Below are 23,514 nucleotides of genomic sequence, written 5' to 3' on the forward strand. Positions count from 1 at the left end.
CTCGAACCGCCGCTCGGCGCTTTTGACCAGGGGGTACGCATCGGCGCGGGCCGCCGATTCCCATGTTCTCCAGGGGGCGAGGGGGGTTGAGATGGGCGCCATGGAGTCGCCGGAGCCGTCGGAGACCGAGGCGCGCCTGGCCGCCGTGCTTGAAAGCGTCAGCGACGGCTTCTACGCCCTGGATCGCGACTGGCGCTACGTGCTCTTCAACCGCGCCGCCGAGCGCTATTTCAACGTTTCCAGCACGGCCTTGCTGGGCAAGGTCATGTGGGACGTCTTTCCCCAAGGTCGCGGGACGCCGTTCGAACGCGCCTGCCGGGCGGCCATGGACAAGGCTGAGACCTCCGTCTTCGAGACCCCGTCGCGCCTGCGCCCCGACCGTGTGGTGGAGCTGCGGATCGCGCCCATGCATGGCGGCGGCATCGCCGTCACCCTGACCGACATCACCGACCGCAAGCGCAACGAAGCCGCCCGCGAGCTGCTAATGCGCGAAGTTGATCACCGGGCGCGCAACATGCTGGCGGTGGTCCAGTCGATCATTCAACTGACCCGCGCCGGCGACGTCGCGCGCTACAAGCAGATCGTCATCGGCCGGGTCAATGCGCTCGCCCGCGCCCAGGGCGCCCTGGCCAGCCGTCGATGGGAGGGCGCCCTGGTGGCCGAGGTGTTGGCCGAGGAACTCGCCACGGTGGGCAAGGCCGACGCCTATCATCTGGAGGGCCCGGCGGTGCTGCTTTCGCCCCGGCAGGTCCAGCCGTTCAGCATGGTGGTCCATGAGCTGGCCACCAACGCCAGCAAGTACGGGGCGTTCGGCGCCGAAGCCGGGGAGGTCCACGTGGACTGGACCCTGGAAGACGACAAGGTCCTGCGGGTGGTCTGGCGCGAGACCGGCGGACCGCCGGTGCGCGCGCCGACCCGAAAGGGGTTCGGCTCCAAGCTTATCTCCGACCTCGCCCGCCAGCTCGGCGGCGCGGCCAGCTTCGACTGGGCCCGCGACGGCCTGAGGTTCGAACTGAGCCTGCCGCTCTGAGCGTACCCGGCCGCCGCGAAGCGGCCGGGTTTCGTCGTCGTGGTCGACGCCTCGGAGGGTGACAGGGTCAGCCGCATGACGATTGACGCTCTGCATGGCAAAGCCTAATGGCGACCCTGCGACAGGTTCCCCGCGAGGGGATTAATAGGGAACTCAGGTGAGATACCTGGGCTGTCCCCGCAACTGTAAGCGGCGAGCCCGCGCGTCACGAGCCACTGGACATCTGTCTGGGAAGGCGGCGCGCATCGGCTGCGACCCGCGAGCCAGGAGACCTGCCTGACGCGGTCGTCCTTCGTCCGGCCGGTGGAGCCGCACGAACGGGGAGTACTCCCGAGAGACGACGTCCGTTGGTCCGCGCTTGCGCGGGCTTCGTCGTCGCGTGTCAGGGGGAAACCCGAATGAAGACCCTATTGCTATCCACCACCGCGCTGCTGTGCGGCGTCTCCACCGGCGCGCTCGCCCAGGTCGGCCCCATCGCCGCGGCCAGCGTCAGCGAACTGATCGTCACCGCCAATCGCTCGCCCCAGCAGGCCGACCGGGTCGGCCAGAGCGTCACGGTCCTTGACGCCAGGGACATCGCCGCCAGCCAGGTGGCCGAGGTCTCCACCCTGCTGGCCCAGACCCCGGGCGTCACCGTCTCGCGCAACGGCGGGATCGGCGGCGCGACCTCGCTGCGCATCCGTGGGGCCGAGACAGACCAGACCGTGGTGGTGGTCGATGGCGTGAAGCTGAACGACCCGTCCCAGGCCGGCGGCGGCTACAACTTCGCCAACCTGCTGGCCGGCGACATCGCGCGCATCGAGATCCTGCGCGGCGCCCAGTCGACCCTGTGGGGCAGCCAGGCCATCGGCGGGGTGGTCAATATCGTCACCGCCCAGGCGGTCGAACCGTTCGAAGGCTCCCTGCAGCTCGAGGCCGGCGCCCGGGGCACGGCCTATGCCCGCGCCGCCCTGGGCGGCAAGGGGGAGCGCCTCGCCTGGCGCCTGGCGGCGGGCCGCTTCGACACCGATGGGGACTCCGCCTATCGCCTGGGATCCGAGACCGACGGCTACGAGAACACCGGCTTCAGCGGCCGCGCCGAAATCCAGGCCGCCGACGCCGTGTCGTTCGACCTTCGCGCCGTCTACTCCAAAGGAAAGAACGATTTTGACGGCTTCCCGGCGCCGGCCTTCGCCTTCGACGACACCCGGGAATACGGGACAACCGAGGACTTCGTCGGCTACGCGGTGGTCAATTTCGACCTGGGCGCCCTGAAGAACCGGGTCGCCTATGGCTACACCCGCACCGACCGCCGGAACCTCGATCCCGACCAGGCGGTCACGCCGGTCACCTTCGACGCCCGCGGCGAGAACCGGCGCTGGGAGTACCAGGGCGTCTGGACGGTCAGCGAGGCCTGGACCGCCACCTTCGGCGCAGAGAGCGAGGAGGCCGAGATGCGCACGGTCTCGCCCAGCGCGTTTTCGCCCAACCCGCCGCCCGTGCGCGGCAAGGCGGGGATCGACGGCATCTACGCCCAGGTCCAGGGGGAGGTGATCGACGGCCTCACCCTCACCGCGGGCCTGCGCCGCGACAGCCACGACACCTTCGGCGACCAGATGCTGGGCCAGCTCGCCGCGGCCTGGTCGCTCAATGACGGCGACACCGTCCTGCGCGCCAGCTTTGGCCAGGGCTTCAAGGCCCCGACCCTGTTCCAGCTCTATAGCGACTTCGGCAACCTGGCCCTGGCCCCCGAGGAAGCCGACGGCTGGGACGCCGGGATCGAGCACCGCTTCGCCGGCCGCTTCAGGGTCGCCGCCACCTGGTTCCAGCGGGAGACCGAGAACCAGATCGACTTCTTCTCCTGCACGGTGGGCAATACCAATCGGCTGTGCCAGCGCAACGGCGTCCCCCGCTTCGGCTTCTACGCCAACACCGCGCGCACCAAGGCCCACGGGGTGGAGCTGGAGGGTTCGGCCGATCTCGGGCCTCTGACGGTCTCGGCCAACTACACCTGGACCGACACCGAGAACGTCTCGCCCCAAGGCGTGAACCACGGCAAGCGTCTCACCCGCCGGCCGGAGCATCTGGCCAATATCCTGGCGACCTATCGCTGGGCTAACGACGCCTCGATCTCCGGCGCCATCCGCCATGTGGGCGCCAGCTTCGACAATGCCGGCAATACCTATGTCCTGCAGGGTCACACCTTGCTGGACCTGCGGGCTTCCTATCCCCTGACCGGGGCGCTTGAGGTCTATGGCCGGGTCGAGAACGTCTTCGACGACGACTATGAGACCACCCGAAACTACAGCTCCCCCGGTCGAGGCGCCTATGTCGGTGTGCGGGCGAAGTTCTGACCCGCGTCTTTCCAATCGTGGAGGCCCCATGACCGCCGAAGACGACAGGAACGCCGACCACCGCGGGATCGACTTTTGAGCTGGATGATCACCCGCAGGTCGGCGCTGGCCGCCGGGGTCGCCGTCCCGCTTGGCCGCGCCGCCAGGACCGGACCGCGCCGCATCGTCTCGCTCAATCCGTGCCTGGACGCCATCCTGGTCCACGTCGCCGACCGCGGCCAGATCGTGGCCCTGAGCCACTACTCCCGCGAGCCCAGCAGCTCCAGCATCGGCGCGCTGGGCGCGGCCTTTCCCGTCACCTACGGGACGGCCGAGGAGGTGCTCGCCTTGGCGCCTGACCTGGTGCTGGCCTCCCGGTTCACGCCGCCGGCGACCCGCGATGCGTTCCGGCGCCTAGGCGTCCCCGCCGAGTTCTTCGACCTCAGCGAGACGGTGGCCTCCAGCCTGGCCCAGGTGCGTCATGTGGCGGGCCTCGTCGGCCGTCCGGAACGCGGTGAGGCCCTGGTCGCCCGGATCGAGGAGGCCCTGGCCGCCGCCGCGCCGCCGCCGGGCGTCCCGGTGCTGACCGCCCTGGTCTTCCAGGCCGGCGGCTTGGCCTCGGCGCGGGGCACCCTGATCGACGAGATGATGCGCCGCACGGGCTTCGAGAACGCCGCCACTCGATACGGTCTGGAGCGCACCGGCGCCGTGCCGCTGGAATACCTGGTCGCCGACCCGCCGGACGTCCTGCTGGCGGGACTCGTCAGGCCAGGCGTGCCCACCTGGTCCGACCGGGTGATCGGCCATCCGGCGCTGGCGCGCGTCGCCCACCGCATGCACCGGGCCGACTTCCCCCCGCAGCTCACCTTCTGCGGCGGACCGACCCTGATCCGCACCGCCGCCTTCCTGGCCAAGGCGCGCAGGGAGGCCTTGGCGGCCCGCGCCGCGAGGGGCCGCGCATGAACCGCCGCGCCCTCACCCTCGCGGTTCTCGTCTCCCTCGCGGTCCTGCTGGCCCTGGTCAGCATGGCCGCGGGGCGACTCTGGGTCCCGTTCGCCGACTGGGCCGACACCGCCGACCCCCGCTCGGTGATCATCCTGGAGCTGCGCCTGCCGCGCACCCTGCTCTGCGTCGCGGTCGGCGCGGCCTTGGGCATGTCGGGCGCGGCCATGCAGGGCTACACGCGCAACCCCCTGGCCGATCCCGGCGCCCTGGGCGTCTCGTCGATGGCGGCCCTGGGGGCGGTGCTGACCCTCTATCTCGGCGCCGGCGCCTCCCAGCCCTGGGTGATCGCCGCGGCCGCCATGACCGGCGCCCTGATCGCCGTCTTCCTGCTGTTGGCCCTCTCGGGGCAGGCCTCGAGCATCGTCACCTTCCTGCTGGCGGGCGTGATCCTGCAGACCGTGGCCGGCGCCGGCGTGGCGCTCGCCCTCAGCCTCGCGCCCAACCCCTGGGCGGTGAACGAGATCGTCAACTGGCTGATGGGCTCGCTGGCCGACCGCGGCATGGCCGAGGTCCAGATGGTCCTGCCGCTGATCGCCGTCGGCTGTCTCCTGCTGCTGCTGATCGGACGGGGCCTGGACGCGCTCACGCTCGGCGAGACAGGCGCCCGCTCGCTGGGGATCAACATGACGGCCACCCGCTGGCTACTGGCCATCGGCGTCGCACTCACCGCCGGAGCCAGCGTGGCGGTGACCGGGGTCATCGGCTTCGTCGGCCTGATCGTGCCCCACCTGCTACGCCCTCTGGTGGGCGCCAGGCCCGGCGGCCTCTTGATCCCCAGCGCCATCGGCGGGGCCGTCCTGGTCCTGGCCGCCGATATCGCCGTGCGCCTGGCGCCCGCGGCCGGCGAGGTGAAGCTCGGCGTGGCGATGGCGGTCCTGGGTGGGCCGTTCTTCTTCGCCCTGCTGCTCTCCCTGCGGAAGAGGATCGCATGAGCGCGCTCAGCGCCCACGCGGTCAGCGTCCGGCTCGGCGATAAGCTGGCGGTCGACGGGGTCGTCGCGACCTTCGAGGCCGGGACCGTCACCGCCATCCTCGGCCCGAATGGCGCGGGCAAGTCGACCCTGCTCGCCTGCCTGGCCGGCCTGCGCAAGCCGTTGACGGGTCATGTGCGCCTCGACGACGCCCAACTGCTCTCCGTGGCCCCCCGCGCCCGCGCCCGCCGCATCGGCTTCATCCCCCAGACCCCGGAGATCGCCTGGGCGGTGGAGGCGCGGATCCTGGTCGGCCTCGGCCGCACCCCCTTCATCGGCGCCAGCGGCCTGTCGCTGGAGGATTCCGAGGCCATCGACCGGGCCATGGCCGCCGCCGGGGTGGAGGCCCTGGCCGACCGCGATGTCACCACGCTCTCCGGCGGTGAGCGGGGCCGGGTGCTGATCGCCCGCGCCCTGGCCGGCGATCCGGAATGGCTGCTGGCCGACGAGCCGCTCACCGGCCTCGATCCCGGCCACCAGCTCGACACCGGCGCCCTGTTCCGCGCCATGGCCCACGACCAGGGTCGCGGCGTGGTCCTGACCCTGCACGACCTGTCGCTGGCCGCCCGCATCGCCGACCGCATCGTGGTCATGGCGCAGGGCAGGATCCTGGCCGACGGCCCGCCCAGCCAAGCCTTGTCGCCCGAGGTCCTGGCCGCCGCCTACGGCATCGAGGCGCGGTTCACCACGGGCGCGGCCGGCCCGCTGATCGAGATCGTCGGGCGGGGCCGCTGATGGCCGCGCTGATGATCCAGGGCTGCGGCTCCGACGTTGGCAAGTCGGTGCTGGTGGCCGGGCTCTGCCGCCTGTTCGCCAACCGTGGTCTGACCGTGCGGCCCTTCAAGCCGCAGAACATGTCCAACAACGCCGCGGTCACCGTCGACGGCGGCGAGATCGGCCGCGCTCAGGCCTTGCAGGCCGTCGCCTGCCGCACACCGGCCACCGTCCACATGAACCCCGTGCTGCTGAAGCCCCAGAGCGATGTCGGCGCCCAGCTGGTGGTGCGGGGCAGGATGGCGGGGACCTGGCAGGCGCGCGCCTATCAGGACCGCAAGGGCGAGCTGCTGGACGTGGTGCTGGAAAGCTTCCGCAGCCTCCAGGCCGAGTGCGACCTGGTGATCGTCGAGGGCGCCGGCAGCCCGGCGGAGACCAACCTGCGGGCCGGCGACATCGCCAATATGGGCTTCGCCCGCGCCGCCCAGGTCCCCGTGGTCCTGGTCGGCGATATCGACCGGGGGCACGTCATCGCCGCCCTGGTCGGAGCCCATGCCGTCCTCGACGCGGCCGACCGCGCCATGATCGCCGGCTTCCTGATCAACAAGTTCCGCGGGGATCCCAGCCTGTTCGCCGATGGCCGGGCCGAGATCGTGCGGCGCACCGGCTGGGCCGACTGCGGCATGGCCCCCTGGCTGGCCGCCGCCCGGCGCCTGCCCGCCGAGGACGCCGTGGTGCTGGATCGCCGCGCTCCGGGCGTGAAGCGGCGGGTGAAGATCGTCGCCCCCATGTTCTCGCGCATCGCCAATTTCGACGAATTCGACCCCCTCCGCGCCGAGCCGGAGGTGGACTTCGCTTTCGTGCCGCCGGGCACGCCCCTGCCGGGCGACGCCGACCTGGTGATCCTGCCGGGCAGCAAGGCGACGCTCGCCGATCTGGCCTTCCTGCGCGCCCAGGGGTGGGACATCGACCTCGCCGCCCATGTCCGGCGCGGCGGCCGGGTGCTGGGGATCTGCGGCGGCTTCCAGATGCTCGGCCGGTCCATCGCCGATCCGATGGGCGTCGAGGGTCCGCCGGGCGAGGCCGCGGGCCTGGGGCTGCTGGACGTCGCCACCACCCTGACCGACGAAAAGGTGCTGACCCCCACCGCCGGGCGCCTCCTCGCCGGCGGTCGTTTCGAGGGTTATGAGATCCATGTGGGCCGCACGGCGGGCCCCGATCTCGCCCGCCCCCTGCTGGTCCGCGACGATGGAACCTTCGATGGCGCGATCTCCGCAGACGGCCGGGTCATGGGCGCCTATGTCCACGGCCTGTTCGGCCTGGGCGAGGCCAGGGCCGCCCTGCTGGCGCCCCTGGGCGCGACCTCGGACGGCGTCGATGAGGCCGCCCGGGTGGACGCCGCCCTCGACGAGATCGCCTTGGCGCTGGAGCAGGCCTTCGATGTCGACGCGCTTGCGGCCATCGCCCGCCTGGAGCCCCGTCCCTGACCCTGCCGCCGCGGGATCGGCCCGCCCGATCGCGCCTCGGAGCCCGGCGAAACTCGCGCTAGACGCGAGTTATTCAACCTTCACCACATAAAAGACGGGTGATGGGCGCCAATTCCTGCGATAACTGTCACCTCGGCGACGGACGCGCGCCGTGGAGGCCGTATTACTAGACCTGCTTTCAAACGCTGGGGGGCGTTGTCCGGAATGAGCGACCAGCAGGGCGATCCGCGCACCGCGGCGGAATTACGCCACCGCATGGCCAACACGTTCCAGTTGATGTCCGCCCTGGCGCGAATGCGCGCCCAGAGGACCAGCGAACCCGAGGCGCGGCGCCAACTTGTCTGGATGGCCGACGCCATCGGCTCGCTCGGCGCCTTGGAGCGCCACCGGCAGGAGGCGGGCGTCGACTTCGCGGCCTATCTCTCCGACATGATCCCGGTCTGGCAGCGGCGGCAGGGGACACGGCCCGCCGAGATCCAGCTGTCCTGCGCCCAGCTTCACGTCTCCGACCAGGCGGCTTCGACGCTCGCGCTCATCGCTCAGGAGCTGGTCGCCAACGCCCTGGCCCACGGCTATCCGGACGACCGCGTCGGGGTCGTCAAGATCGGCCTCAAGCGGCTGGAAGACGAACGTTGCGAGCTCACCGTGGTGGACGACGGCCAGGGTTTCGATCCGGCCGCGCCGGGGGCCCGCGAGCGGTTCGGCCTGTGGTTCGTGCGCAGCCTGGCGGCCCAGGTGCGCGGCGAGTTCGTGCTGGATAGCCAGGCCGGCGTCTCCGCCCGCATGGTCTTCTCGCTCTAGCCGCGGACCCGGTCGATGGCCGGCTGCGGCAGCAGGCGCTCGTAGTTTCGCCGCACCACGTCGTAACACTCGCATGATACGGCCTCGAGGCCCTCGCGGCTGATGATGTCGACAACGCCACGGCGATAACGGATGTAGCCCTTTTCCTGCAAGGCGCGGGCGACGGCGGTGACCGTGGTCCTCTGCACCCCCAGCATGTCGGCCAGAAACTCCTGGGTCAGGGCCACCGTGTCGCTAGTGATACGGTCGTGGCAGGTCAGCAGCCACCGGCAGAACCGCGCCTCGACCGAGTGCAGGGCGTTGCAGGCCACCGACTGCACGGCGTGGCCGAACAGGGCCTCGGTGTGCATGTCCACCATCTCGCGGATCTTGGCGCTCTTCTCCCAGGCCTCGTGCAGCAGGTTCGCCCCTATGCGGGCGGCCCGGGTCGGAGTCTGGACGATGGCCCGCGACAGCGACTGGCGGGGCGACACGGCGCCCATCAGCCCCAGGGCGCCTTCGCGCCCGATGGTTGCGCTCTCGATGGCCGCGCCGTTCTCCATCAGGGTCATCAGCGAGATGACGCCGTCATGCGGGAAATAGACCGTATCGACCCGGTCTCCCGGCTCGTACAGCAGACGTCCCCGTTCCAGATCCACATTGGTAAGATGCGACGCCACCAGCCTGTAGTCTTCAGGGGGCAGGGCCGAGAGCAAGCGATTTTGCACCGAGATCAGGGGCCTTTGCATCGGGGAATCGGAACGCAGCCATATGGCTTAGGTTGCAAGTTATCGACGGCGCCCCGCAAAGACTGTCGAGAACTCGACACAAATGCGATGCGAGTTCGGCAAAAGCAGAATTAGCCCCTCAAGAGCAGCGAAGATATGTCCCGTGATGACGGCGCTCAGATGTGTCGACAAGTCGACGCAAGTATAGCTGCGGCGCGCAAATTCCCGGCCTGAGAATCCGCTGCTGATCTTGAAGCGGTGATCTTACGACTTTAAGCGCGACGATGCGTCGCACAGTCGCCTCGATCCAGCGCGGACGGGAGCTTACGTCCTCAGTGGAAGTGCAGGTTGGCGCGTCCGGCCACGTGGGGTTCGTGGCGGGTCGCGTTGGCCAGCGCGATCTCCCAGGCGAACTTCACCGGCCCGCCCTGCGAGATCCAGACGTCGGCATCCTCGCAGGTCATCTTCAGCAGGGTGAGCTTCGGATCGGACTTGCCTTGCGGGTACCAGGCGGCGACCACGGCGTTCCAGTACTTGTCGATCCGGGCCTGGTCGTGCTGCACGGTGAGTTGGCCGCAGATGCAGGCCTGCAGCTCGCGCTGCTGGAAGACGAACATCCCCTTGTGGCCCGCGCCGACATGCTGGGCGAGATCGCTGTCGGACCTGGTGAAGAACCAGATCTCCTCGGCCTCGCGCTCGACGAAGGCGGTCATCGGCTGGGTGTGATGGGCCAATCGGCCGACCACGCCCAGCATCCCGACCTGATGGCGTTCGATTTCTTCCCACAACCGGCGCTCAACGGCGACGCGGTCGTTCATATCGATGCTCATGACGGCTCCTGGGTTAGGTGCGCTACAACCTCAACCCTTGAGCCGCCATGGAGTTCCGAGCTGGGCCGTAGGCCTAGTTGCGCGGGGTGATGAAGGCCGAGGAGACCCAGCCGCGATTCCCGTTCTCGTCGTCGACTTCCCACCAGATGCCGTTCTTCTGGCCGGTGGGATAGACCAGTTCGCCGACCGCGAACGAGCGGACCGCGCCGGCCTGCGGCGAGGGCGCCTTGCGCAGCACCACCGCCGACTTGGCGGTGTAGGCCTGGACCCCGGCATTGGCCGAGGCCTCGGCGCCGGTGGCCACCTGGCCCTGCTGCATGTAGCGGACCAGGTCGATGAAGGCGTTGAAATAGGCCGCGGTGATCACCTTGCCGATGTCGGTGTTGGCGTAGCCGCCGCCGGCCGCCGCGCCGAAGCCGGTGGTCCCGCCCAGGCCGCCGCCGCCGCCGAAGCTGATGTCGGTCTTCTGGGCCACGCCCTCGGCCACATAGATCTGCTCGGTGGTGCGCGCGTCGACCAGGGTGATCAGCGCCTGGGCCTGGGCCTTCTTGGTGCGCAGCCCGCCGGCCAGGGCGCCGAAGCCGCCCGGCAGCAGGGAGCCCGCGATGGCTCCGATCGCCGCCCCGCCGGTGTTGGCGTCCGAATTGGCGATGTCGGGGATGATGAAGTAGTCGGCGGAGGCCACCTGGCCCTTGCCGATGTTCGATCCGCGACGCAGGTCGCCCGAGCCGCCGAGCGCGGCCTCCTGGTTGCGCATGGCCAGGCCGCCGGCGCGGTCGACGATACGCAGGCAGTTGGAGCGGGCGGCGAACAGCTTCAGCAGGGCTTCCGGATTGGAGAGCCCCAGTTCGGTCCACCAGCGGTTTGCCGGTTCCTGCACCGCCGCGGTGCCCAGCGGACGGTCGCAGCGCGGCAGCTCGGGGGTCGCTGCGTTCTTCGGCTGCTTCTTGTCCATGCCGTACTGGGCGCTCGCGGGGGTCGAAATGGCGAGCGTGGCGGCGAGGCTCATGGCCAGGGTCGTCGTTAAGGTCTTGCGCATCGTGCCCCTCCTGGATTCTTGCGTTGGCGCGAGCCTAGTCCCCCGGGATACGCCGATCAATCGGTTGAGCTTGCGCCGCCTCACGTATTGTTGAGACCCGTTTAGGTATATCGCGGCCCTCACGACCTACGGTCGGCGGAATGCTGACCGCGAGCCACCCCTGCAGCGCCCGCATGGCGCCCGTCGGCTCTTTCGACTTCAACCAGCTAAGCCAGTAGTGGCCGGACCCCGACTCCTGGATGAACGGTCGGACTAGGCGCCCCGAGGCCAGGTCGCGCTCGAACATCGAGGCCGGCGCGAGCGCCACCCCCAGCCCCTGGGCGGCGGCCTCGGCCATCACGAAGGAGGAGTCGAACACCGGCCCGCGTATCGGCGGGCAGGGGAGGCCGGCGGCGGCGAACCAGCCCGGCCAGTCTTCGGCCCGGTAGGAGCGGAGCAGGATCTCCGCCGCCAGCGAGGCGGGGCCTTCCAGCCGTTGAGCCGTCGCCGGCGCGCACAGCGGGGTCAGCGGCGCCGGCATGAGCCGAACGGCCTCGGTCCCGTGCCAGGCGCCGTCTCCGAACCGGATCGCGCAGTCCAGCCCCTCGCCCGCCAGGTCGACCCGGTTGTTGTTGGCGGAGATCCGCAGGTCGACGAACGGATGAGCCTCATGGAACTTCGGCAACCGCGGCAGCAGCCAGCCCACGGCGAAGGTGCCTACCACGCCCAGGGTCAGCACCTGGCGCACGCGCCCGGCCTCGAAGCGGTCCATCGCCTCGCCGACCCGGTCGAAGCTGTCGCGCAGCACCGGCAGCAGGAACTGGCCCTCGTCGGTGAGCGCAAGGCCGCGCGGCAGGCGTCGGAACAGGGCCACGCCCAGCCGCGCCTCCAGCCCCTTCACCTGGTGGCTCACCGCCGCCTGGGTCACCGCCAGCTCCAGGCCGGCCCGCGTGAAGCTGAGATGTCGGGCCGAGGCCTCGAAGGCGCGGAGCGCGTTGAGCGGCAGTTGGCTGCGCGACACGGGTCGAATCCCCAAAATTTTCTAGGGTGAGCGCCGATCTATCATCGTTTGCGCCGGCCCGCGCCAGCTTTCAATCTCTCCAGATCAACAGGAGAGAGAACGGGCATGAGACGTCGGGACTTCACCTTCGCCCTGGCGGGCGCGGCCGCCGCGTGGCCCGCGCTCGCACACGCCCAGGCCAGGATCACAAAGGAATTCGAGGCGCTGGAGGCCCACAGCACGGGCCGGCTCGGCGTCGCGGTCCTGGACACCCAGACCGGCGCCCGCTTGGCCTGGCGCGGCGACCAGCGGTTCCCGATGTGCAGCACCTTCAAGGCCCTGGCGGCCGCCCAGGTGCTGGCGCGGGTCGATCAAGGCAAAGATCACCTAGGGCGACGTATCGTCTTCTCCGCCGCCGACCTGGTGGAATATTCGCCGGTGACCACGGGCCAGGTCGGCGCCCCGGGCATGACGCTGGCGGCGCTCTGCGAGGCGGCCGTCACCGTCAGCGACAACGCCGCGGCCAACCTGATGCTGAAGGGGCTTGGCGGCCCCAGGGGTTTCACCGCCTGGTGCCGGTCGATCGGGGATCCGGTCACCCGCCTCGACCGCTGGGAGACGGCGATGAGCGAATCCGCCCCCGGCGACCCTCGCGACACCACCACCCCGTCGGCCATGGTCGAGACCCTGCGCAAGCTGACCCTCGGCGACGTCCTGACGCCGGCCTCCCGCGCGCGCCTCACCGGCTGGCTCGTGGCCAACCAGACCGGCGACGCGCGCCTGCGCGCCGGCCTCCCCAAGACCTGGAAGGTGGGCGACAAGACCGGCTCGGGGGGCCACGGCACGACCAATGACATCGCCATCCTCTGGCCCCCGAACCGCCGCCCGATCCTGGTCGCGGCCTACCTCACGGGATCGAAGGGCGGCGCCGACGCGCGCAACGCCGTGCTGGCGGAGGTCGGGCGTATCGTCACGCGGATGGTCTAGGGGGCTTCCACCAAGGGTCCCGGTTGGTCATGATGGAGCCATTCATAGACGCCGACTTCGATTCCACTCCTTTTCCAGAGACCAGAATTTCAATGACCGAGATCGTGGTGCCCCGCCAATTCCGCGGGCCTCCCTTCACTGCCAATGGCGGATACATCTGCGGCGTGCTGTCGAACGCCGTCGGCGGCCGCGGCGCGGCCATGCTGCGCGCCGGCGTGCCCCTGGATGTGACCGTCACCCTGTCGCCCGGCGAGGACGGCGGCGTGGTGCTCTCCAACGCCGATGGCGCCCTGCTGGGCACGGCGCGTCCGGCCACGGACGACGCCATCCCGCCGACACCCCCGGCGCCGCCCGGCATCGAGGAGGCGCGCGCGGCCCAGGCCGCCTCGCCCTTCGCGACGCGGTCCCTGCATCGCGGCTGCTTCTCCTGCTGCATCGAACGCGAAGACGGCGAGGGTCTGGGCGTCCATGTGGGCCAGCTCGAGGGCGCGCCCGCGGGCCATTGCGCCGGCCTCTGGACCCCGCACGCCAACTTCGCCAACCCTGACGGGACCATTCCGGACGAGATCACCTGGGGCGCGCTCGACTGCTCGGGCTCCATGGCCTGGTGGATCAAGACCGGCGCGCCGGTCGGCCTGCTGGGCACCATGGCCGGCGAGGTGTTGCGCAAGCCCCGGGCCGGCGAGACCTATGTGGTGGTCGCCTGGACCCGCGAGGTCGAGGGCCGCAAGCATTTCGCCGGCGTCGCCCTGTTCGACGCCGCGGGCGAGACCATGGCCCGCTCCGGCCAGATCTGGATCGGCCGTCCCCCCGGCGCCCCGGCGCCCCGGCCGCTGGAAACGTCCGCCGGGGCCTGAACCTTTCCAGATCCTCCTGTCTTCGGAGGGGGAGCTGCCTGACCGAGTCGAGCGTCGCGGCCTATTCCACCGCCCGCCGAGCGCTGGCCTCGACCTGGGCGCGGGGCATCAGCCGGGCGGTGGAGCTACCCTTGGCCAGCACCTCGCCGGCGGCGTTCAGCAGCCGGCCCTCGAGGAAGGCCGTGGAGCGGCCACGCCGCTCCACCCAGCCCTCGGCGATCACCAGGCCGGGCCGCACGGGCGCGAAGAAACTGACCTTCAGTTCTAGGGACATCGGCGTCATGTCGCCGTCCTGGGCCATGGTGGCGTGCGCCATGGCCGCGTCGATCCAGCCGCAGACGAAGCCGCCCTGCGCCACGCCGCCGGAATGGCACATGTGCGGCCCGACCAAATATTCGATCGCCGCCCGTCCGGGCTCCAGCGAGACCACTCTCTGCTGGCCGAGCGCGGCGTGGAGGTCGGCGGGGGCGGAAGTGGTCATGGGCGAGGCTCTCCGGCTGTGTGCGGCGATGCTAGCGGCCAAGCCGCCCGGCTGGCCACCCATCTCCGCCATGAGGTGAGACCCTAGGCCTTCTTCACGAACTCGGTCTTCAGGACCAGGTCGCGGATCTTCTCGACCCGGGCCTCGATCTCGCCCTCGTCGCCGGTCAGGCGGATGTTCCTGACCAGGGTCCCGCGCTTCAGGGTCACCGAGGTCCCCTTCACCTTGAGGTCCTTGATCAGGGTGACGGAGTCGCCGTCGACCAGGATCGTTCCGTTGCTGTCCCTGACGTCCATGCCGAGCGCTCCATGTCGGCGCCTGCTTTAGGGGCTGGGGCGCCGGGCCACAAGCCGGCGGTGGCGCGGCCTGTCCCGCAAAAAAGCCGCGGCCTCGGAGGGGAGGCCGCGGCGGACATGTGGTGGAGGAACGACCGGGCGCGAGCGCCCGGCCGCGAGGCTGGTGCTAGGCGAGCGCGAGCGCTTGCTTACGCCGTTGGCTGCGGACCATGGAGCCGACCGCGCCGAAGCCGATGATCATCATCGCCCAGGTCGCCGGTTCCGGAACCGCCGCGCCGATATTGCTGAGCTCGAACGAGTTGCTGCTTGAGGCCAGGTCGAAGCCGACGATGTTGTCGGTCGAGTAGAAGGTGAACCGCCCGTTGGTGTCGGCCTGCTGACGATCCCCATCATTGGCGCCGGAGACCGCGCCAAGCTGGAAGCCGGTGATGACCTGGCTGCCGCCGCCCTTCAGATAGAAGGTGATCGAGTTATAGTCGTCGAGCGAGCCGATATACATGCTCACCCGCGAGACGTTCGGCGCCGTGAAGGTCGCGACCTGAGAGCCTTGCACGCTGAGGAACTGCGTCGGGTCGTCGTCGGCCGGATCGGACGGACCGAAGGCCGGCGCCGCGCCCAGGCCCGAGGTGCCGGTCAGCAAGGTCGCCGTACCGCCCATCCCCCAGCCGGGCGCCAGGGTGAACGGCAGGCCGAAGTCGGTGACCAAGTATTCGTCGCCGTTCACGGCCGCTTGGTAGCTCACATAGGAGTGGATCGTCACGGCGGCCTGCGCCGAGGCGCCGAAGGAGACAAAAGCTGTGGCGGCGAGGGCCGCCAATTTGAACTTACTCGTCATTTCAAAGCCCCTATCAGCCGTAGACACCCAACGCTCGGGCGCCTTCAGGTAGTATCGTTAGCCCCACGCCAATGGTTAGTAAACCGTTAAGAGTGGGGCACAACCATGTTTTCGCTGTGTAGAGCATCAATTGGTGGAACATTTTCGTGAGTCGTCGTCCCCGATTCTCCCGATACTAGAAATGTCCATCCGCCCGGGAGCGTGCCGGAGAGCTCCATCGCAGAGTTATCGTCGCGCGGATACGTAGGGGAGGGGGCTACCGGTGGTGTTTCGGCGCCGTGCGGCCACTATTCGCAGATGCGAAGGCGTCCGAATTCAACAGTCGCGGAATTCCGCCGCCGGCCGGCCGCTCAGGCGCCCGTGCGGCGCTTGCGGGCCGCCGGAGGCCGCCGCTGGGCTTTGGCCGCGGGCTTCGATCCGCCGCGGGCCCGGCGCTTGACCGGCTTGGCCGGCCAGACGAAGGCCAGGCCGTCGACCACCGCCACCGGGGCGGCGCCGACCCGGCCGATCAGCTCGTGCTCGTTCCAGATCTCCACCGAGCGGCACTCGGCCAGCAGCCGATCGGCCACCAGCCACGCCTCCCGGTCGGCCTCGCAGGGCAGGTCCAGCCCCTCGGTCCGCTCGTCGGCCTCGTTCAGCAGCCAGAAATGGTAGTGGTCCACGTCCGTCTCCCCGTCTGTCGGGGGACAGTATTCGCAAGAGGGTTTCCGGACCGTTGTTGTCGAGGGCGGGGCCGACCGGCCCTAGTCCAGCCCCAGCACCCGCGCGGCGTTGCTGCCCATCCACTTGGCGCGCACGCTGTCCTTCAGCGGCAGCTCCCCGGTCTCGGCCACCAGCTGGGCCAGGGGGATCATGTGCGTCCCCCAGCCGGAGCCAAAGATCACCTTGTCCTGCAGGTTCCGGGCTCCGTAGTAGATGAGCGCCTCGTAGCCGGCGCCCGGCGCCAGCATGTGCTTCACCCGGCGGCAGGCGAAGTCGATGTAGAGGTGCTGGTGGCGCGAGGCGATGGCGCAGGTCTCCGCCACCCAGGGCCAGCCCGACAGCCCCGCCACGATCTTCAGCTCGGGGAAGCGCACCGCCACCTCGTCCAGGTATCGTGGGTGGGCGTAGTCGTAGGGCCGGTCCGACAGCAGGTGCAGCCCCGCGGTGATCCGCGCCGGGATCCCCAGCTCCACGCACTTGGCCAGGAAGGGCCAATAGGCCGGGTCGTTGATGTAGCGCCCCTCGCGATAGGACGAGACCTCGAAGCCCTTGACCCCCAGCTCACGCACCCCGTGCTCCAGGGCCGCCACCCCGGCCGCGCCCTCCTCGCCCCAGATGCGGAACCAGGGGATCAGCCGGTCGGGATATTCCGCGGCGAACGTCGCGACGTCGGCGTTGCTAGCCCGGCGCCCGGCGTTTCCGATACAGGCCCGCGCCACGCCGGCCTCGTCCAGCATGGCGATCACCTGGGCGTGGCTCATGGCCCGGCCCATGTCGACCTCGCACAGCTTCAGCGCCAGGGCCGTCAGCCCCTGGGTCGCCTTGGCCTCGTTGAACTCGTCCAGGCTCATGCCGATCTGGGCGGCCCAGCCGGGCGCCATCTGCTGGGCGTAGCCCTCCTTGTCGAAGCCGCGCCCCGACTGGATCAGCCGCACGGTGTCCTCGACGGCTTCCTTGGTGGGGGTGTCGCATTCGAAATCGATGATCTGCATCAGGCGCTCTCAGGGAAAATGAATCGGCGGGCCAGGGCCCCAATGCCCCCGACCCTAGCCGCCCACCGCGCGCCCGTCAGCCGTTCTGGGCGTCACCGCCGGCGCCAGTAACAGTCGCTTCAAGAGACGGATCGGGATGATTCTGTGGAATATAACCGAACACCGGTCTTCCAAACACCGTCCTGGAACCGCGATGACTACCCGGAAAACGTGTATCTGTCAGAATACCGTGAACCGTAACCTCAAACTATATTCACAATTGATCGAAATCAAAGTGGAAGCTGGCCGCTGGGGTTTAGCGCTTCCGCCTTGCGGCGAGGTCATCGAAGGCTCACCGCCGGTGCGTATTTGCGGGGACGCAGGCCAAATGACCGACCCATACCAAATCCGGGAACGTCTGGAATTCATCGGCCTCGACGACAAGGCCCGAGCGACGCTGCGGGGCCTGCGCGAGTTCCTGGCCGAGGCGCTGGAGCCGGCGCTGGACAGCTTCTACGCCGACGTGCGCAACAACACCCAAGCGAGCGGCTACTTCCGCGACGAGGCGCACATCGCCGGCGCCCAGTCCGGTCAGATGCGGCACTGGGGCGTCATCGCCGAGGCGCGGTTCGACGACGACTATGTCGCCGGTGTTCGCACCGTGGGCCAGACCCACGCCCGGATCGGGCTGGAGCCCCGGTGGTACATCGCCGGCTATGCCCGCATCACCGAATCCCTGCTGCGCCGCCTGGTCGAGAGCCGCTGGCCCAAGGGCCTCGGCGGGCGCGGCCGCGGCGCGGATCAGGCCGCCGACGCCATCAGCGCCCTGGTCAAGGCGATGATGCTCGACATGGACTTCGCGCTGTCGATCTACCTGGAGACCATCGAGGAAGAGCGTCGCCGGCTGCAGGCCGAGCGCGACGCCGCCGCGCGTCATCAGGAGACGGCCAACCGGGCCCTGGCCGAAGCCCTGGCGCGCCTCTCCGGCGGCGATCTCCGCGCCCGCGTGGACGCCGATCTCGGGCCGGGCTTCGAGGAGCTGAAGACCGACTTCAACGCCGCGATCTCGGCTCTGGAGGCCGCCATCGGCGCCGCCTCGTCCGCGGCCCGGGTGGTGGGGGAGGGCGTGGATCAGATCGGCGCGGCGGCCGACGACCTCTCCCGGCGGACCGAGCAGCAGGCCGCCAATCTGGAAGAGACCGCCGCGGCCCTGGACCAGATCACCGCGACCGTGGGGCGGAGCGCCGAAGGCGCGCAGCGCGCCCCCCGCATGGTCACCCAGGCGCGCGCCGAGGCCGAGCGTTCCGGCCTGGTGGTCGAGCAGGCGGTCAAGGCGATGGACCAGATCGACGGCTCCTCGGTGGAGATCGGCCGGATCATCGGGGTGATCGACGAGATCGCCTTCCAGACCAACCTGCTGGCGCTCAACGCCGGGGTGGAGGCCGCCCGGGCCGGCGAGGCCGGCCGGGGCTTCGCGGTGGTCGCCGCCGAGGTTCGGGCGCTCGCCCAGCGTTCGGCCGAGGCCGCCAAGGAGATCAAGGCCCTGATCACCCAGTCGGGCGCCCAGGTGAAGTCCGGCGTCGACCTGGTCGGGGAGACCGGCAAGATGCTCGCCGCGATCGCCGATCACGTCACCGGGATCGACGGTCTGGTGGGCGAGATGGCGGTATCGGCCTCGGAGCAGACCCGCGCCCTCGGCGAGGTCAACGCCGCGGTGAACCAGCTCGATCAGCTGACCCAGCAGAACGCCGCCATGGTGGAGCAGACCACAGCCGCCACCTACGCCCTGGCCGGCCAGAGCGCGGACCTGTCGCGCCGGATGGCCGACTTCACCGTCTCGGCGGCCTCACCGACCGGCCGAAACCTGCGCTCGGTGGCCTGACCGAGGATCGAGGCGGCCCCTAGGGTCCAGACCCTAGCGCCCGGGCGCGCGATAGGTCTTCGGCGTCAGCCGCCCGATCCACGCCTCCAGCTTGGCCACTTCTTCCTTGGTCTCCTTCAGGGTGTGGCCCTCCACGCTCATCACCAGGTTCTCGATCTCGAACTCGGTCCAGCTCCGGTGTTCGGCCTTGGCGGCGATGTACATGTCGAGGAACTCCTCCTGCCGCTTCAGCCAGGAATAGACCTGCTTGGACGAGGGCATCCGGGGGTCCTTGACGATGGCGCTCACCGGTTCGCCCAGGGCCACCCGCTTGCAGAACCGTTTGGCCCAGGCCCGGTCATAGGTGCTGCGCCGCCCGCCGCCGGGCTTGCGCCGCAGGCCCAGCCGCACCTCGTGCGGGATACGCCAGGCGTCGCTCACATGTTTCAGCCGCCGGTTCTGCACCTTGCCCTCGGCCAGGTGCGCGCGCACGCGGTCGTACATCGCCGCGAACTCGGGATGCACCTTCAGCCAGCGCCGGATGGTCGCCCGGCACGGCATGTAGGGATCGGCGGCGATCGAGTTCAGCGTCTCGCCCACCTCCAGCCGCGCGCAGATCACCTCGGCGAACTTCCGCCGGTACTGCGAAACCGGCGGCCCGCCGATGTGATCCATCTCCGGCACGGGCCGCTCGCGCGGCGGTCTCCAGCGGTCGGCGAAGTTGTAGCTCACGCCCTGAAGTTTAGTCGGAAGATCGCAAAAGCGCAAGAACAAAAGAAGAACATCGACGCGTGGGAGCCTGGCCCCCGGCGCGCGAACCGCTATCGTGGCCGCGACCGCTACCGGAGTCCCGCATGCTACGACGCCTTCAATTCCTGGCCCTGATGGTCGCCGCGGCGTTCGCCGCCCAGCCGGCCCTGGCCCAGGGCCTGTCCCCCGCCCAGGTGGGCGCCGGCTTCCGCGAGGGCGCCGGCTACTGCCTGGAGGCGGGCCTGCGCGGCCTGTCCGTCGCCGATCTTCCGCCCGCAGAGCGCGCCGGGCTCGCCCCGTCGTCGGACGGCGCGCGCGAGATGGTCGACGACTTCCAGGGACCGCTCTGGGACGTGCTCACCGCCAAGGGCATCGTTGTCCTGTGGGAGCCCACGCCCAACACCTGCAAGGTCATGGCCTATGGCGCCCCGGTCGACCGGACCTTCAAGGCCATCCTGAAGGACGCCCGCAAGCGCGCGCCGGATCTCGATCCCGTCAAGGTCGAGCCCGGCTACGAGCCCATCGTCTACCGCCTGCAGCAGGCGACGCCGGCCGCCAGGCTCAGCCTCGACCTCAAGGGAAACGAGCCCGGCGCCCCCGGCCACCTGTTCCGCTTCAGCAAGCTCCACGCGACGGTGACGCGGGAGGCGGCCAAGCCCTGAGCGCGCCCGCCATGCGCCTCTACCTGGCCTCCTACCGGATGGACACGGTCCAGCCCCTGCTCGACCTCGCCGGCCCCGGCGCGCGGGCGGTGGTGGTCTCCAACGCCCTGGACCTGATCCCCGAGGCCGACCGCCGCGCCTACGCCGCCCAGGTCCACGACCCCATCGCCGACCTGCGCGACGCGGGGCTGGCCGCCGAACCGCTGGACCTGCGCCACTATTTCGGAAAGCCGGACCAGCTCGACCGCACCCTGGCGGGTGTCGGCCTGATCTGGGCGGTGGGCGGCAACGCCTTCCTGCTCCGCCGCGCCATGGCCCAGAGCGGCCTCGACCAGATCCTCGTCCGGCGCCTGGCGGAAGACAGCCTCGTCTATGGCGGCTGGAGCGCCGGCGCCTGCGTGGCCGGCGCGACCCTGCGCGGCCTCCACCTGATGGACGATCCCGACCCCGTCGCCCCCGGCTACGACCCCGCGCCGATCTGGGAAGGCCTCGCCCTCGTCGACTTCGCCATCGTGCCCCACTTCGCCTCGGACCACGCAGAGTCCGAAGCCGCCGCCCGCGCCGCGGCCTGGATGACGGAGCAGGGGATAGCCCACCGCACGCTCAGGGACGGCGAGGCCGTGGTGGGGCGGGGGGATGTGGTGGAGGTGGTGGGCAGGAACGACCCAATATGAGGGTTCATCTCTAGGTGGCGTCCGAAAATGACGCTTTCCGCGAGTAGGGTGAGCTTAACCAAACCCACCCCAACGTCCTACGGGGAGACCGCAATGGCTGACACATCTATCGAGTGGACGGACGCGACATGGAATCCCGTCGCCGGATGCACCGTGCTAAGCGCGGGCTGCACCAATTGCTATGCCATGCGCATGGCCGCCCGACTGGAGGCTATGGGAACGCAAAAGTACCAAGGCCTCACGCGGAAGAGCGGTGAACGGTACGTCTGGACCGGCAGAGTCTCCCTAGATGAAGGGGCATTGGCGATCCCGGTGAGATGGCGGAAGCCGCGACTCATCTTCGTGAATTCAATGTCCGATCTATTCCAAGACGCTGTGCCGGAGGAGTTCATCGCTCGAGTCTGGGAGACCATGGAGGCCACGCCTCATCACACGTACCAAATTCTGACGAAGCGGCCCGATAGGATGGCTGAAGTTACCCAGGGTCTACCGATCCTGAGCAATGTCTGGCTTGGGACAAGCGTTGAAAATTCTGAAGTTCTCCATCGTCTTGAACATCTGAGGGAGACATCCGCAGCGGTAAGGTTCGTTTCCTTCGAGCCGCTGATCGGCTCCGTCGCCGGCGCAGATCTACGTGACATCCACTGGGCAATTGTCGGCGGCGAGTCAGGCCCGCGTGCACGACCCATGCTCGAAGAGTGGGTGGGTGAAATCTACGATCGCTGCGAAGAAGCCTCCACAGCGTTCTTCTTCAAGCAGTGGGGCGGACGAAATAAGAAAGCGGCCGGACGTCTTCTTAGGGGACGGACCTACGACGAAATGCCTGCCGCTCATGCTTCCTAAGCAGGTCTCGCATTCCGTTCTTGGCGAGTTGGATCGCAGCGGGCGAGTCGTTTGCGATCAGGAGGAATAGCGAAAACACCTGTTGTCCGCCGTCCAAGAACAACGGTAGCGGTGGCGACGCCCAACTGAACAGACCTTCGAGCTTCCTGTGAAAATAAGTTTCGATTTGTTCAAGTGTGGCCGCGCGCTGGTCGTCCGCCGGCGGACCAAACAACGGCGTTCGTGGGTCTGGCTCATATAGATCCGAGCGCCATGCCGATCCGCCAAATAGGCGATTCAGAGAAGCCTGCTTATGCTCGTCAATCGCGCCGGCGTCATGGGCAAGCTGCCGATTTACCGCTCCAAGCGGGAAGAGATACCAAACATCTACGCGCTGAGTCGCAGCCAGGAGCTCAAGCGTCTCCCAGGAAACTTGCATTCCGTAAGGATCGAGGAAGACAACGCCACGCTGCGTACCCTTTGCCTTACCTGCTCTGCGCCAGGCACTCCTGGCGAAGATGTCTGGTAGAAGAGTATTTGCATCGCCCTGTTGACATTCGACGCGGGCGTCGATGTCTCTTAGCTTGCATAGAACTTGATATCTCGCGGTGTCCGGCTCCATAAATATTAGGTGCTTGAATGGCGGTGTAACTGCCATTGCCCGCTTAGCAGACCCATCAAGTACGACATCCTCAATTCCGATGGATTTTTCCTCTAGTAACCCGCCCGAGGTTCGAGTCTCTGTCCGTTCTCCCGATCCAGCGAATGCGTCGATGTACCAGAGGTCAAACTGCTGTTTACTGAGAGCTGTCGCGTAAAATTCAAGATAATAGCGGACCGCCTCGAGCTTTCGCTCGGTCCAATTCCCGCCAAAACGATGTCCACTAAGGCTCGACATTTAGGCCCCACCCAAACTCGAGCGCAGCCTAAGCGAGAAATGTCTAGAATCAAACTTCTATGCGTGTGCCCCCGTATGCGTTGACCAACAAGAAACCCCGCTGGCTCAAGCCAGCGGGGCTACCCAATCTCACTACTAAAACCCCCGACCCCGGCAAGCCGGGGGTCGAAGCGAGGCGTCGATATCCTGGGATCTTCGCGTAGCGATCCCAATGGTAGCTCGGCTGCCGAAGCCCGCTTCGCAGGTCCGGGCGCCCTTGAGGTAGAAGCCCGAGTCGTGGGCGTCGGTCATGCGACCCCTAAAACGCCCAAGCCCGCTCCACTACCTGCCGAGCAATCCTTCCCACGCCCGCTCCCGGTCCACCGCCATTGATCGGCTCGCACGCGAACCCATCCCCATCCCGATCCTGATGCGGCGAGTAAGCGGGCGACGAGGCCGGGATGGAGTAGAACCCCGCCGCGTTCGCCGCGTCACAGTTCCTGTAAGGCCCCGCTAGGTCGATCGCCGGGTCGCGCAGGGCGGCGATCATGGCCGGGCGGACCTGGGGATTGAGCTGGTCCAGCAGCACCAGGATCACGCCCGCGCAGACGATGCAGAAGCCGGTCAGCCAGGCCTGCAACCGGCGCTGCGCGCGCGTCTGCGCCCGGGCCCGGCGGCCTTGCCGGGCGAAGGGCTTGGCGTCGCGGGGGTTGGGCAGGCTGGCGCGAATGTCGGACCTCCGTCCCTGCACGGCAGAGCTTTCGCCCCACTTCGGCACAACTTCCAGCCGCCGCCAATTAAGAAACCCGCGCCGACGTGACGACCAGCAGCTCAAGCTTCATTCGCCTTTAAGTGGCGGATCGCA

Annotated in this window: 24 protein-coding genes, 1 pseudogene and 1 riboswitch; of the genes and pseudogenes, 13 read left to right on the forward strand and 12 right to left on the reverse strand. The window is 68.9% G+C overall.

What is annotated here, in order from left to right; genetic code table 11:
• The first annotated feature begins 91 nt into the window (after positions 1–91).
• From M9M90_RS04490 to M9M90_RS04520, 7 genes are all read left to right on the forward strand, one after another.
• The gene (locus M9M90_RS04490; RefSeq protein WP_254835970.1) at positions 92–1,030 is read left to right on the forward strand and encodes a sensor histidine kinase; all 939 of its coding nucleotides are present in this window, start codon (positions 92–94) and stop codon (positions 1,028–1,030) included.
• 106 nt (positions 1,031–1,136) lie between these two features.
• A riboswitch (cobalamin riboswitch) is annotated at positions 1,137–1,325 on the forward strand.
• Between the two features lie 103 nt (positions 1,326–1,428).
• Complete coding sequence (locus M9M90_RS04495) at positions 1,429–3,363, forward strand: TonB-dependent siderophore receptor (protein ID WP_254835971.1); 1,935 nt, start codon at positions 1,429–1,431, stop codon at positions 3,361–3,363.
• An 84-nt stretch (positions 3,364–3,447) separates the two neighbouring features.
• A complete protein-coding gene (locus M9M90_RS04500; protein ID WP_254837071.1) occupies positions 3,448–4,305 on the forward strand; it encodes an ABC transporter substrate-binding protein in 858 nt (285 codons plus the stop codon).
• The gene (locus M9M90_RS04505; protein ID WP_254835972.1) at positions 4,302–5,279 is read left to right on the forward strand and encodes an iron ABC transporter permease; all 978 of its coding nucleotides are present in this window, start codon (positions 4,302–4,304) and stop codon (positions 5,277–5,279) included. The genes M9M90_RS04500 and M9M90_RS04505 overlap by 4 nt, the downstream gene beginning before the upstream one ends.
• A complete protein-coding gene (locus tag M9M90_RS04510; protein ID WP_254835973.1) occupies positions 5,276–6,052 on the forward strand; it encodes an ABC transporter ATP-binding protein in 777 nt (258 codons plus the stop codon). Before M9M90_RS04505 ends, M9M90_RS04510 begins: the two co-directional genes overlap by 4 nt.
• Positions 6,052–7,518, forward strand: a complete 1,467-nt coding sequence (locus tag M9M90_RS04515; RefSeq protein ID WP_254835974.1) for a cobyric acid synthase — start codon at positions 6,052–6,054, stop codon at positions 7,516–7,518. The genes M9M90_RS04510 and M9M90_RS04515 overlap by 1 nt, the downstream gene beginning before the upstream one ends.
• Positions 7,519–7,722: 204 nt before the next feature.
• On the forward strand, positions 7,723–8,319 hold the full coding sequence (locus tag M9M90_RS04520) for a sensor histidine kinase (protein WP_254835975.1): 597 nt from the start codon (positions 7,723–7,725) through the stop codon (positions 8,317–8,319).
• On the opposite strand, the gene M9M90_RS04525 is transcribed toward M9M90_RS04520, so the two are convergent.
• The 4 genes from M9M90_RS04525 to M9M90_RS04540 form a co-directional block, all read right to left on the reverse strand.
• Positions 8,316–9,047 (reverse strand): Crp/Fnr family transcriptional regulator, encoded by a 732-nt coding sequence (locus tag M9M90_RS04525; protein ID WP_254835976.1) that lies wholly within the window; start codon positions 9,045–9,047, stop codon positions 8,316–8,318. The two genes, M9M90_RS04520 and M9M90_RS04525, sit on opposite strands and share 4 nt — an antisense overlap.
• Before the next feature lie 311 nt (positions 9,048–9,358).
• Positions 9,359–9,856: a pyridoxamine 5'-phosphate oxidase family protein gene (locus tag M9M90_RS04530; protein ID WP_254835977.1), complete on the reverse strand. Its 498-nt coding sequence runs from the start codon at positions 9,854–9,856 to the stop codon at positions 9,359–9,361.
• 73 nt (positions 9,857–9,929) lie between these two features.
• Positions 9,930–10,895, reverse strand: coding sequence for an SH3 domain-containing protein (locus M9M90_RS04535; RefSeq protein WP_254835978.1), 966 nt, complete (start codon positions 10,893–10,895; stop codon positions 9,930–9,932).
• Positions 10,896–10,929: 34 nt separating this feature from the next.
• Positions 10,930–11,895, reverse strand: a complete 966-nt coding sequence (locus M9M90_RS04540; RefSeq protein WP_254835979.1) for a LysR family transcriptional regulator — start codon at positions 11,893–11,895, stop codon at positions 10,930–10,932.
• A 105-nt stretch (positions 11,896–12,000) separates the two neighbouring features.
• On the opposite strand from M9M90_RS04540, the gene bla reads away from it, so the two are divergent.
• Positions 12,001–12,861 carry a class A beta-lactamase gene (gene bla / locus M9M90_RS04545; RefSeq protein WP_254835980.1) on the forward strand — a complete coding sequence of 287 codons (861 nt, stop codon included), beginning with the start codon at positions 12,001–12,003 and terminating at the stop codon, positions 12,859–12,861.
• Between the two features lie 92 nt (positions 12,862–12,953).
• The gene (locus M9M90_RS04550; RefSeq protein ID WP_254835981.1) at positions 12,954–13,718 is read left to right on the forward strand and encodes a hypothetical protein; all 765 of its coding nucleotides are present in this window, start codon (positions 12,954–12,956) and stop codon (positions 13,716–13,718) included.
• 61 nt (positions 13,719–13,779) lie between these two features.
• Here the strand turns inward: M9M90_RS04550 and M9M90_RS04555 are convergent, their stop codons facing one another.
• The 5 genes and pseudogenes from M9M90_RS04555 to M9M90_RS04575 form a co-directional block, all read right to left on the reverse strand.
• Complete coding sequence (locus M9M90_RS04555; protein ID WP_254835982.1) at positions 13,780–14,199, reverse strand: PaaI family thioesterase; 420 nt, start codon at positions 14,197–14,199, stop codon at positions 13,780–13,782.
• An 83-nt stretch (positions 14,200–14,282) separates the two neighbouring features.
• Complete coding sequence (locus tag M9M90_RS04560; RefSeq protein WP_254835983.1) at positions 14,283–14,495, reverse strand: alkylphosphonate utilization protein; 213 nt, start codon at positions 14,493–14,495, stop codon at positions 14,283–14,285.
• A gap of 166 nt (positions 14,496–14,661) precedes the next feature.
• A pseudogene (locus tag M9M90_RS21250) lies at positions 14,662–14,769 on the reverse strand (PEPxxWA-CTERM sorting domain-containing protein); the annotation flags it as partial.
• 911 nt (positions 14,770–15,680) lie between these two features.
• Positions 15,681–15,992, reverse strand: a complete 312-nt coding sequence (locus tag M9M90_RS04570) for a hypothetical protein (RefSeq protein ID WP_254835985.1) — start codon at positions 15,990–15,992, stop codon at positions 15,681–15,683.
• 81 nt (positions 15,993–16,073) lie between these two features.
• Entirely contained in the window at positions 16,074–17,024 is a 951-nt protein-coding gene (locus M9M90_RS04575) for an amidohydrolase family protein (protein ID WP_254835986.1), read from the reverse strand.
• 367 nt (positions 17,025–17,391) lie between these two features.
• Between M9M90_RS04575 and M9M90_RS04580 the strand changes: the two genes are divergently transcribed.
• Positions 17,392–18,885, forward strand: coding sequence for a globin-coupled sensor protein (locus M9M90_RS04580; protein WP_254835987.1), 1,494 nt, complete (start codon positions 17,392–17,394; stop codon positions 18,883–18,885).
• A 33-nt stretch (positions 18,886–18,918) separates the two neighbouring features.
• Here M9M90_RS04580 and M9M90_RS04585 read toward each other — a convergent pair whose 3' ends face one another.
• Complete coding sequence (locus M9M90_RS04585; protein WP_254835988.1) at positions 18,919–19,596, reverse strand: hypothetical protein; 678 nt, start codon at positions 19,594–19,596, stop codon at positions 18,919–18,921.
• A gap of 122 nt (positions 19,597–19,718) precedes the next feature.
• Here M9M90_RS04585 and M9M90_RS04590 point away from each other — a divergent pair, with 122 nt between their 5' ends.
• From M9M90_RS04590 to M9M90_RS04600, 3 genes are all read left to right on the forward strand, one after another.
• Complete coding sequence (locus M9M90_RS04590) at positions 19,719–20,276, forward strand: hypothetical protein (RefSeq protein ID WP_254835989.1); 558 nt, start codon at positions 19,719–19,721, stop codon at positions 20,274–20,276.
• Between the two features lie 11 nt (positions 20,277–20,287).
• Positions 20,288–20,950, forward strand: a complete 663-nt coding sequence (locus tag M9M90_RS04595; protein WP_254835990.1) for a Type 1 glutamine amidotransferase-like domain-containing protein — start codon at positions 20,288–20,290, stop codon at positions 20,948–20,950.
• A 93-nt stretch (positions 20,951–21,043) separates the two neighbouring features.
• Positions 21,044–21,793 carry a DUF5131 family protein gene (locus M9M90_RS04600; RefSeq protein WP_254835991.1) on the forward strand — a complete coding sequence of 250 codons (750 nt, stop codon included), beginning with the start codon at positions 21,044–21,046 and terminating at the stop codon, positions 21,791–21,793.
• Here M9M90_RS04600 and tcmP read toward each other — a convergent pair.
• Both tcmP and M9M90_RS04610 read right to left on the reverse strand, forming a co-directional pair.
• Positions 21,747–22,670 carry a three-Cys-motif partner protein TcmP gene (gene tcmP, locus M9M90_RS04605; protein ID WP_254835992.1) on the reverse strand — a complete coding sequence of 308 codons (924 nt, stop codon included), beginning with the start codon at positions 22,668–22,670 and terminating at the stop codon, positions 21,747–21,749. The two genes, M9M90_RS04600 and tcmP, sit on opposite strands and share 47 nt — an antisense overlap.
• Before the next feature lie 298 nt (positions 22,671–22,968).
• Positions 22,969–23,400 (reverse strand): excalibur calcium-binding domain-containing protein, encoded by a 432-nt coding sequence (locus tag M9M90_RS04610; protein ID WP_254835993.1) that lies wholly within the window; start codon positions 23,398–23,400, stop codon positions 22,969–22,971.
• Positions 23,401–23,514: the final 114 nt, after the last annotated feature.

It is taken from the genome of Phenylobacterium sp. LH3H17, assembly GCF_024298925.1.
Taxonomy (GTDB): domain Bacteria; phylum Pseudomonadota; class Alphaproteobacteria; order Caulobacterales; family Caulobacteraceae; genus Phenylobacterium.

Excerpts from the sequence above, each read along its gene's own strand:
- M9M90_RS04520 (WP_254835975.1), top strand. The coding sequence starts at position 7,723 with ATGAGCGACCAGCAGGGCGATCCGCGCACCGCGGCGGAATTACGCCAC.
- bla (WP_254835980.1), top strand. The coding sequence starts at position 12,001 with ATGAGACGTCGGGACTTCACCTTCGCCCTGGCGGGCGCGGCCGCCGCG.
- M9M90_RS04515 (WP_254835974.1), top strand. The coding sequence starts at position 6,052 with ATGGCCGCGCTGATGATCCAGGGCTGCGGCTCCGACGTTGGCAAGTCG.
- M9M90_RS04595 (WP_254835990.1), top strand. The coding sequence starts at position 20,288 with ATGCGCCTCTACCTGGCCTCCTACCGGATGGACACGGTCCAGCCCCTG.
- M9M90_RS04555 (WP_254835982.1), bottom strand. The coding sequence starts at position 14,199 with ATGACCACTTCCGCCCCCGCCGACCTCCACGCCGCGCTCGGCCAGCAG.
- M9M90_RS04510 (WP_254835973.1), top strand. The coding sequence starts at position 5,276 with ATGAGCGCGCTCAGCGCCCACGCGGTCAGCGTCCGGCTCGGCGATAAG.
- M9M90_RS04505 (WP_254835972.1), top strand. The coding sequence starts at position 4,302 with ATGAACCGCCGCGCCCTCACCCTCGCGGTTCTCGTCTCCCTCGCGGTC.
- M9M90_RS04530 (WP_254835977.1), bottom strand. The coding sequence starts at position 9,856 with ATGAGCATCGATATGAACGACCGCGTCGCCGTTGAGCGCCGGTTGTGG.
- tcmP (WP_254835992.1), bottom strand. The coding sequence starts at position 22,670 with ATGTCGAGCCTTAGTGGACATCGTTTTGGCGGGAATTGGACCGAGCGA.
- M9M90_RS04600 (WP_254835991.1), top strand. The coding sequence starts at position 21,044 with ATGGCTGACACATCTATCGAGTGGACGGACGCGACATGGAATCCCGTC.
- M9M90_RS04535 (WP_254835978.1), bottom strand. The coding sequence starts at position 10,895 with ATGCGCAAGACCTTAACGACGACCCTGGCCATGAGCCTCGCCGCCACG.
- M9M90_RS04575 (WP_254835986.1), bottom strand. The coding sequence starts at position 17,024 with ATGCAGATCATCGATTTCGAATGCGACACCCCCACCAAGGAAGCCGTC.
- M9M90_RS04490 (WP_254835970.1), top strand. The coding sequence starts at position 92 with ATGGGCGCCATGGAGTCGCCGGAGCCGTCGGAGACCGAGGCGCGCCTG.
- M9M90_RS04550 (WP_254835981.1), top strand. The coding sequence starts at position 12,954 with ATGACCGAGATCGTGGTGCCCCGCCAATTCCGCGGGCCTCCCTTCACT.
- M9M90_RS04560 (WP_254835983.1), bottom strand. The coding sequence starts at position 14,495 with ATGGACGTCAGGGACAGCAACGGAACGATCCTGGTCGACGGCGACTCC.
- M9M90_RS04495 (WP_254835971.1), top strand. The coding sequence starts at position 1,429 with ATGAAGACCCTATTGCTATCCACCACCGCGCTGCTGTGCGGCGTCTCC.
- M9M90_RS04500 (WP_254837071.1), top strand. The coding sequence starts at position 3,448 with ATGATCACCCGCAGGTCGGCGCTGGCCGCCGGGGTCGCCGTCCCGCTT.
- M9M90_RS04580 (WP_254835987.1), top strand. The coding sequence starts at position 17,392 with ATGACCGACCCATACCAAATCCGGGAACGTCTGGAATTCATCGGCCTC.
- M9M90_RS04525 (WP_254835976.1), bottom strand. The coding sequence starts at position 9,047 with ATGCAAAGGCCCCTGATCTCGGTGCAAAATCGCTTGCTCTCGGCCCTG.
- M9M90_RS04590 (WP_254835989.1), top strand. The coding sequence starts at position 19,719 with ATGCTACGACGCCTTCAATTCCTGGCCCTGATGGTCGCCGCGGCGTTC.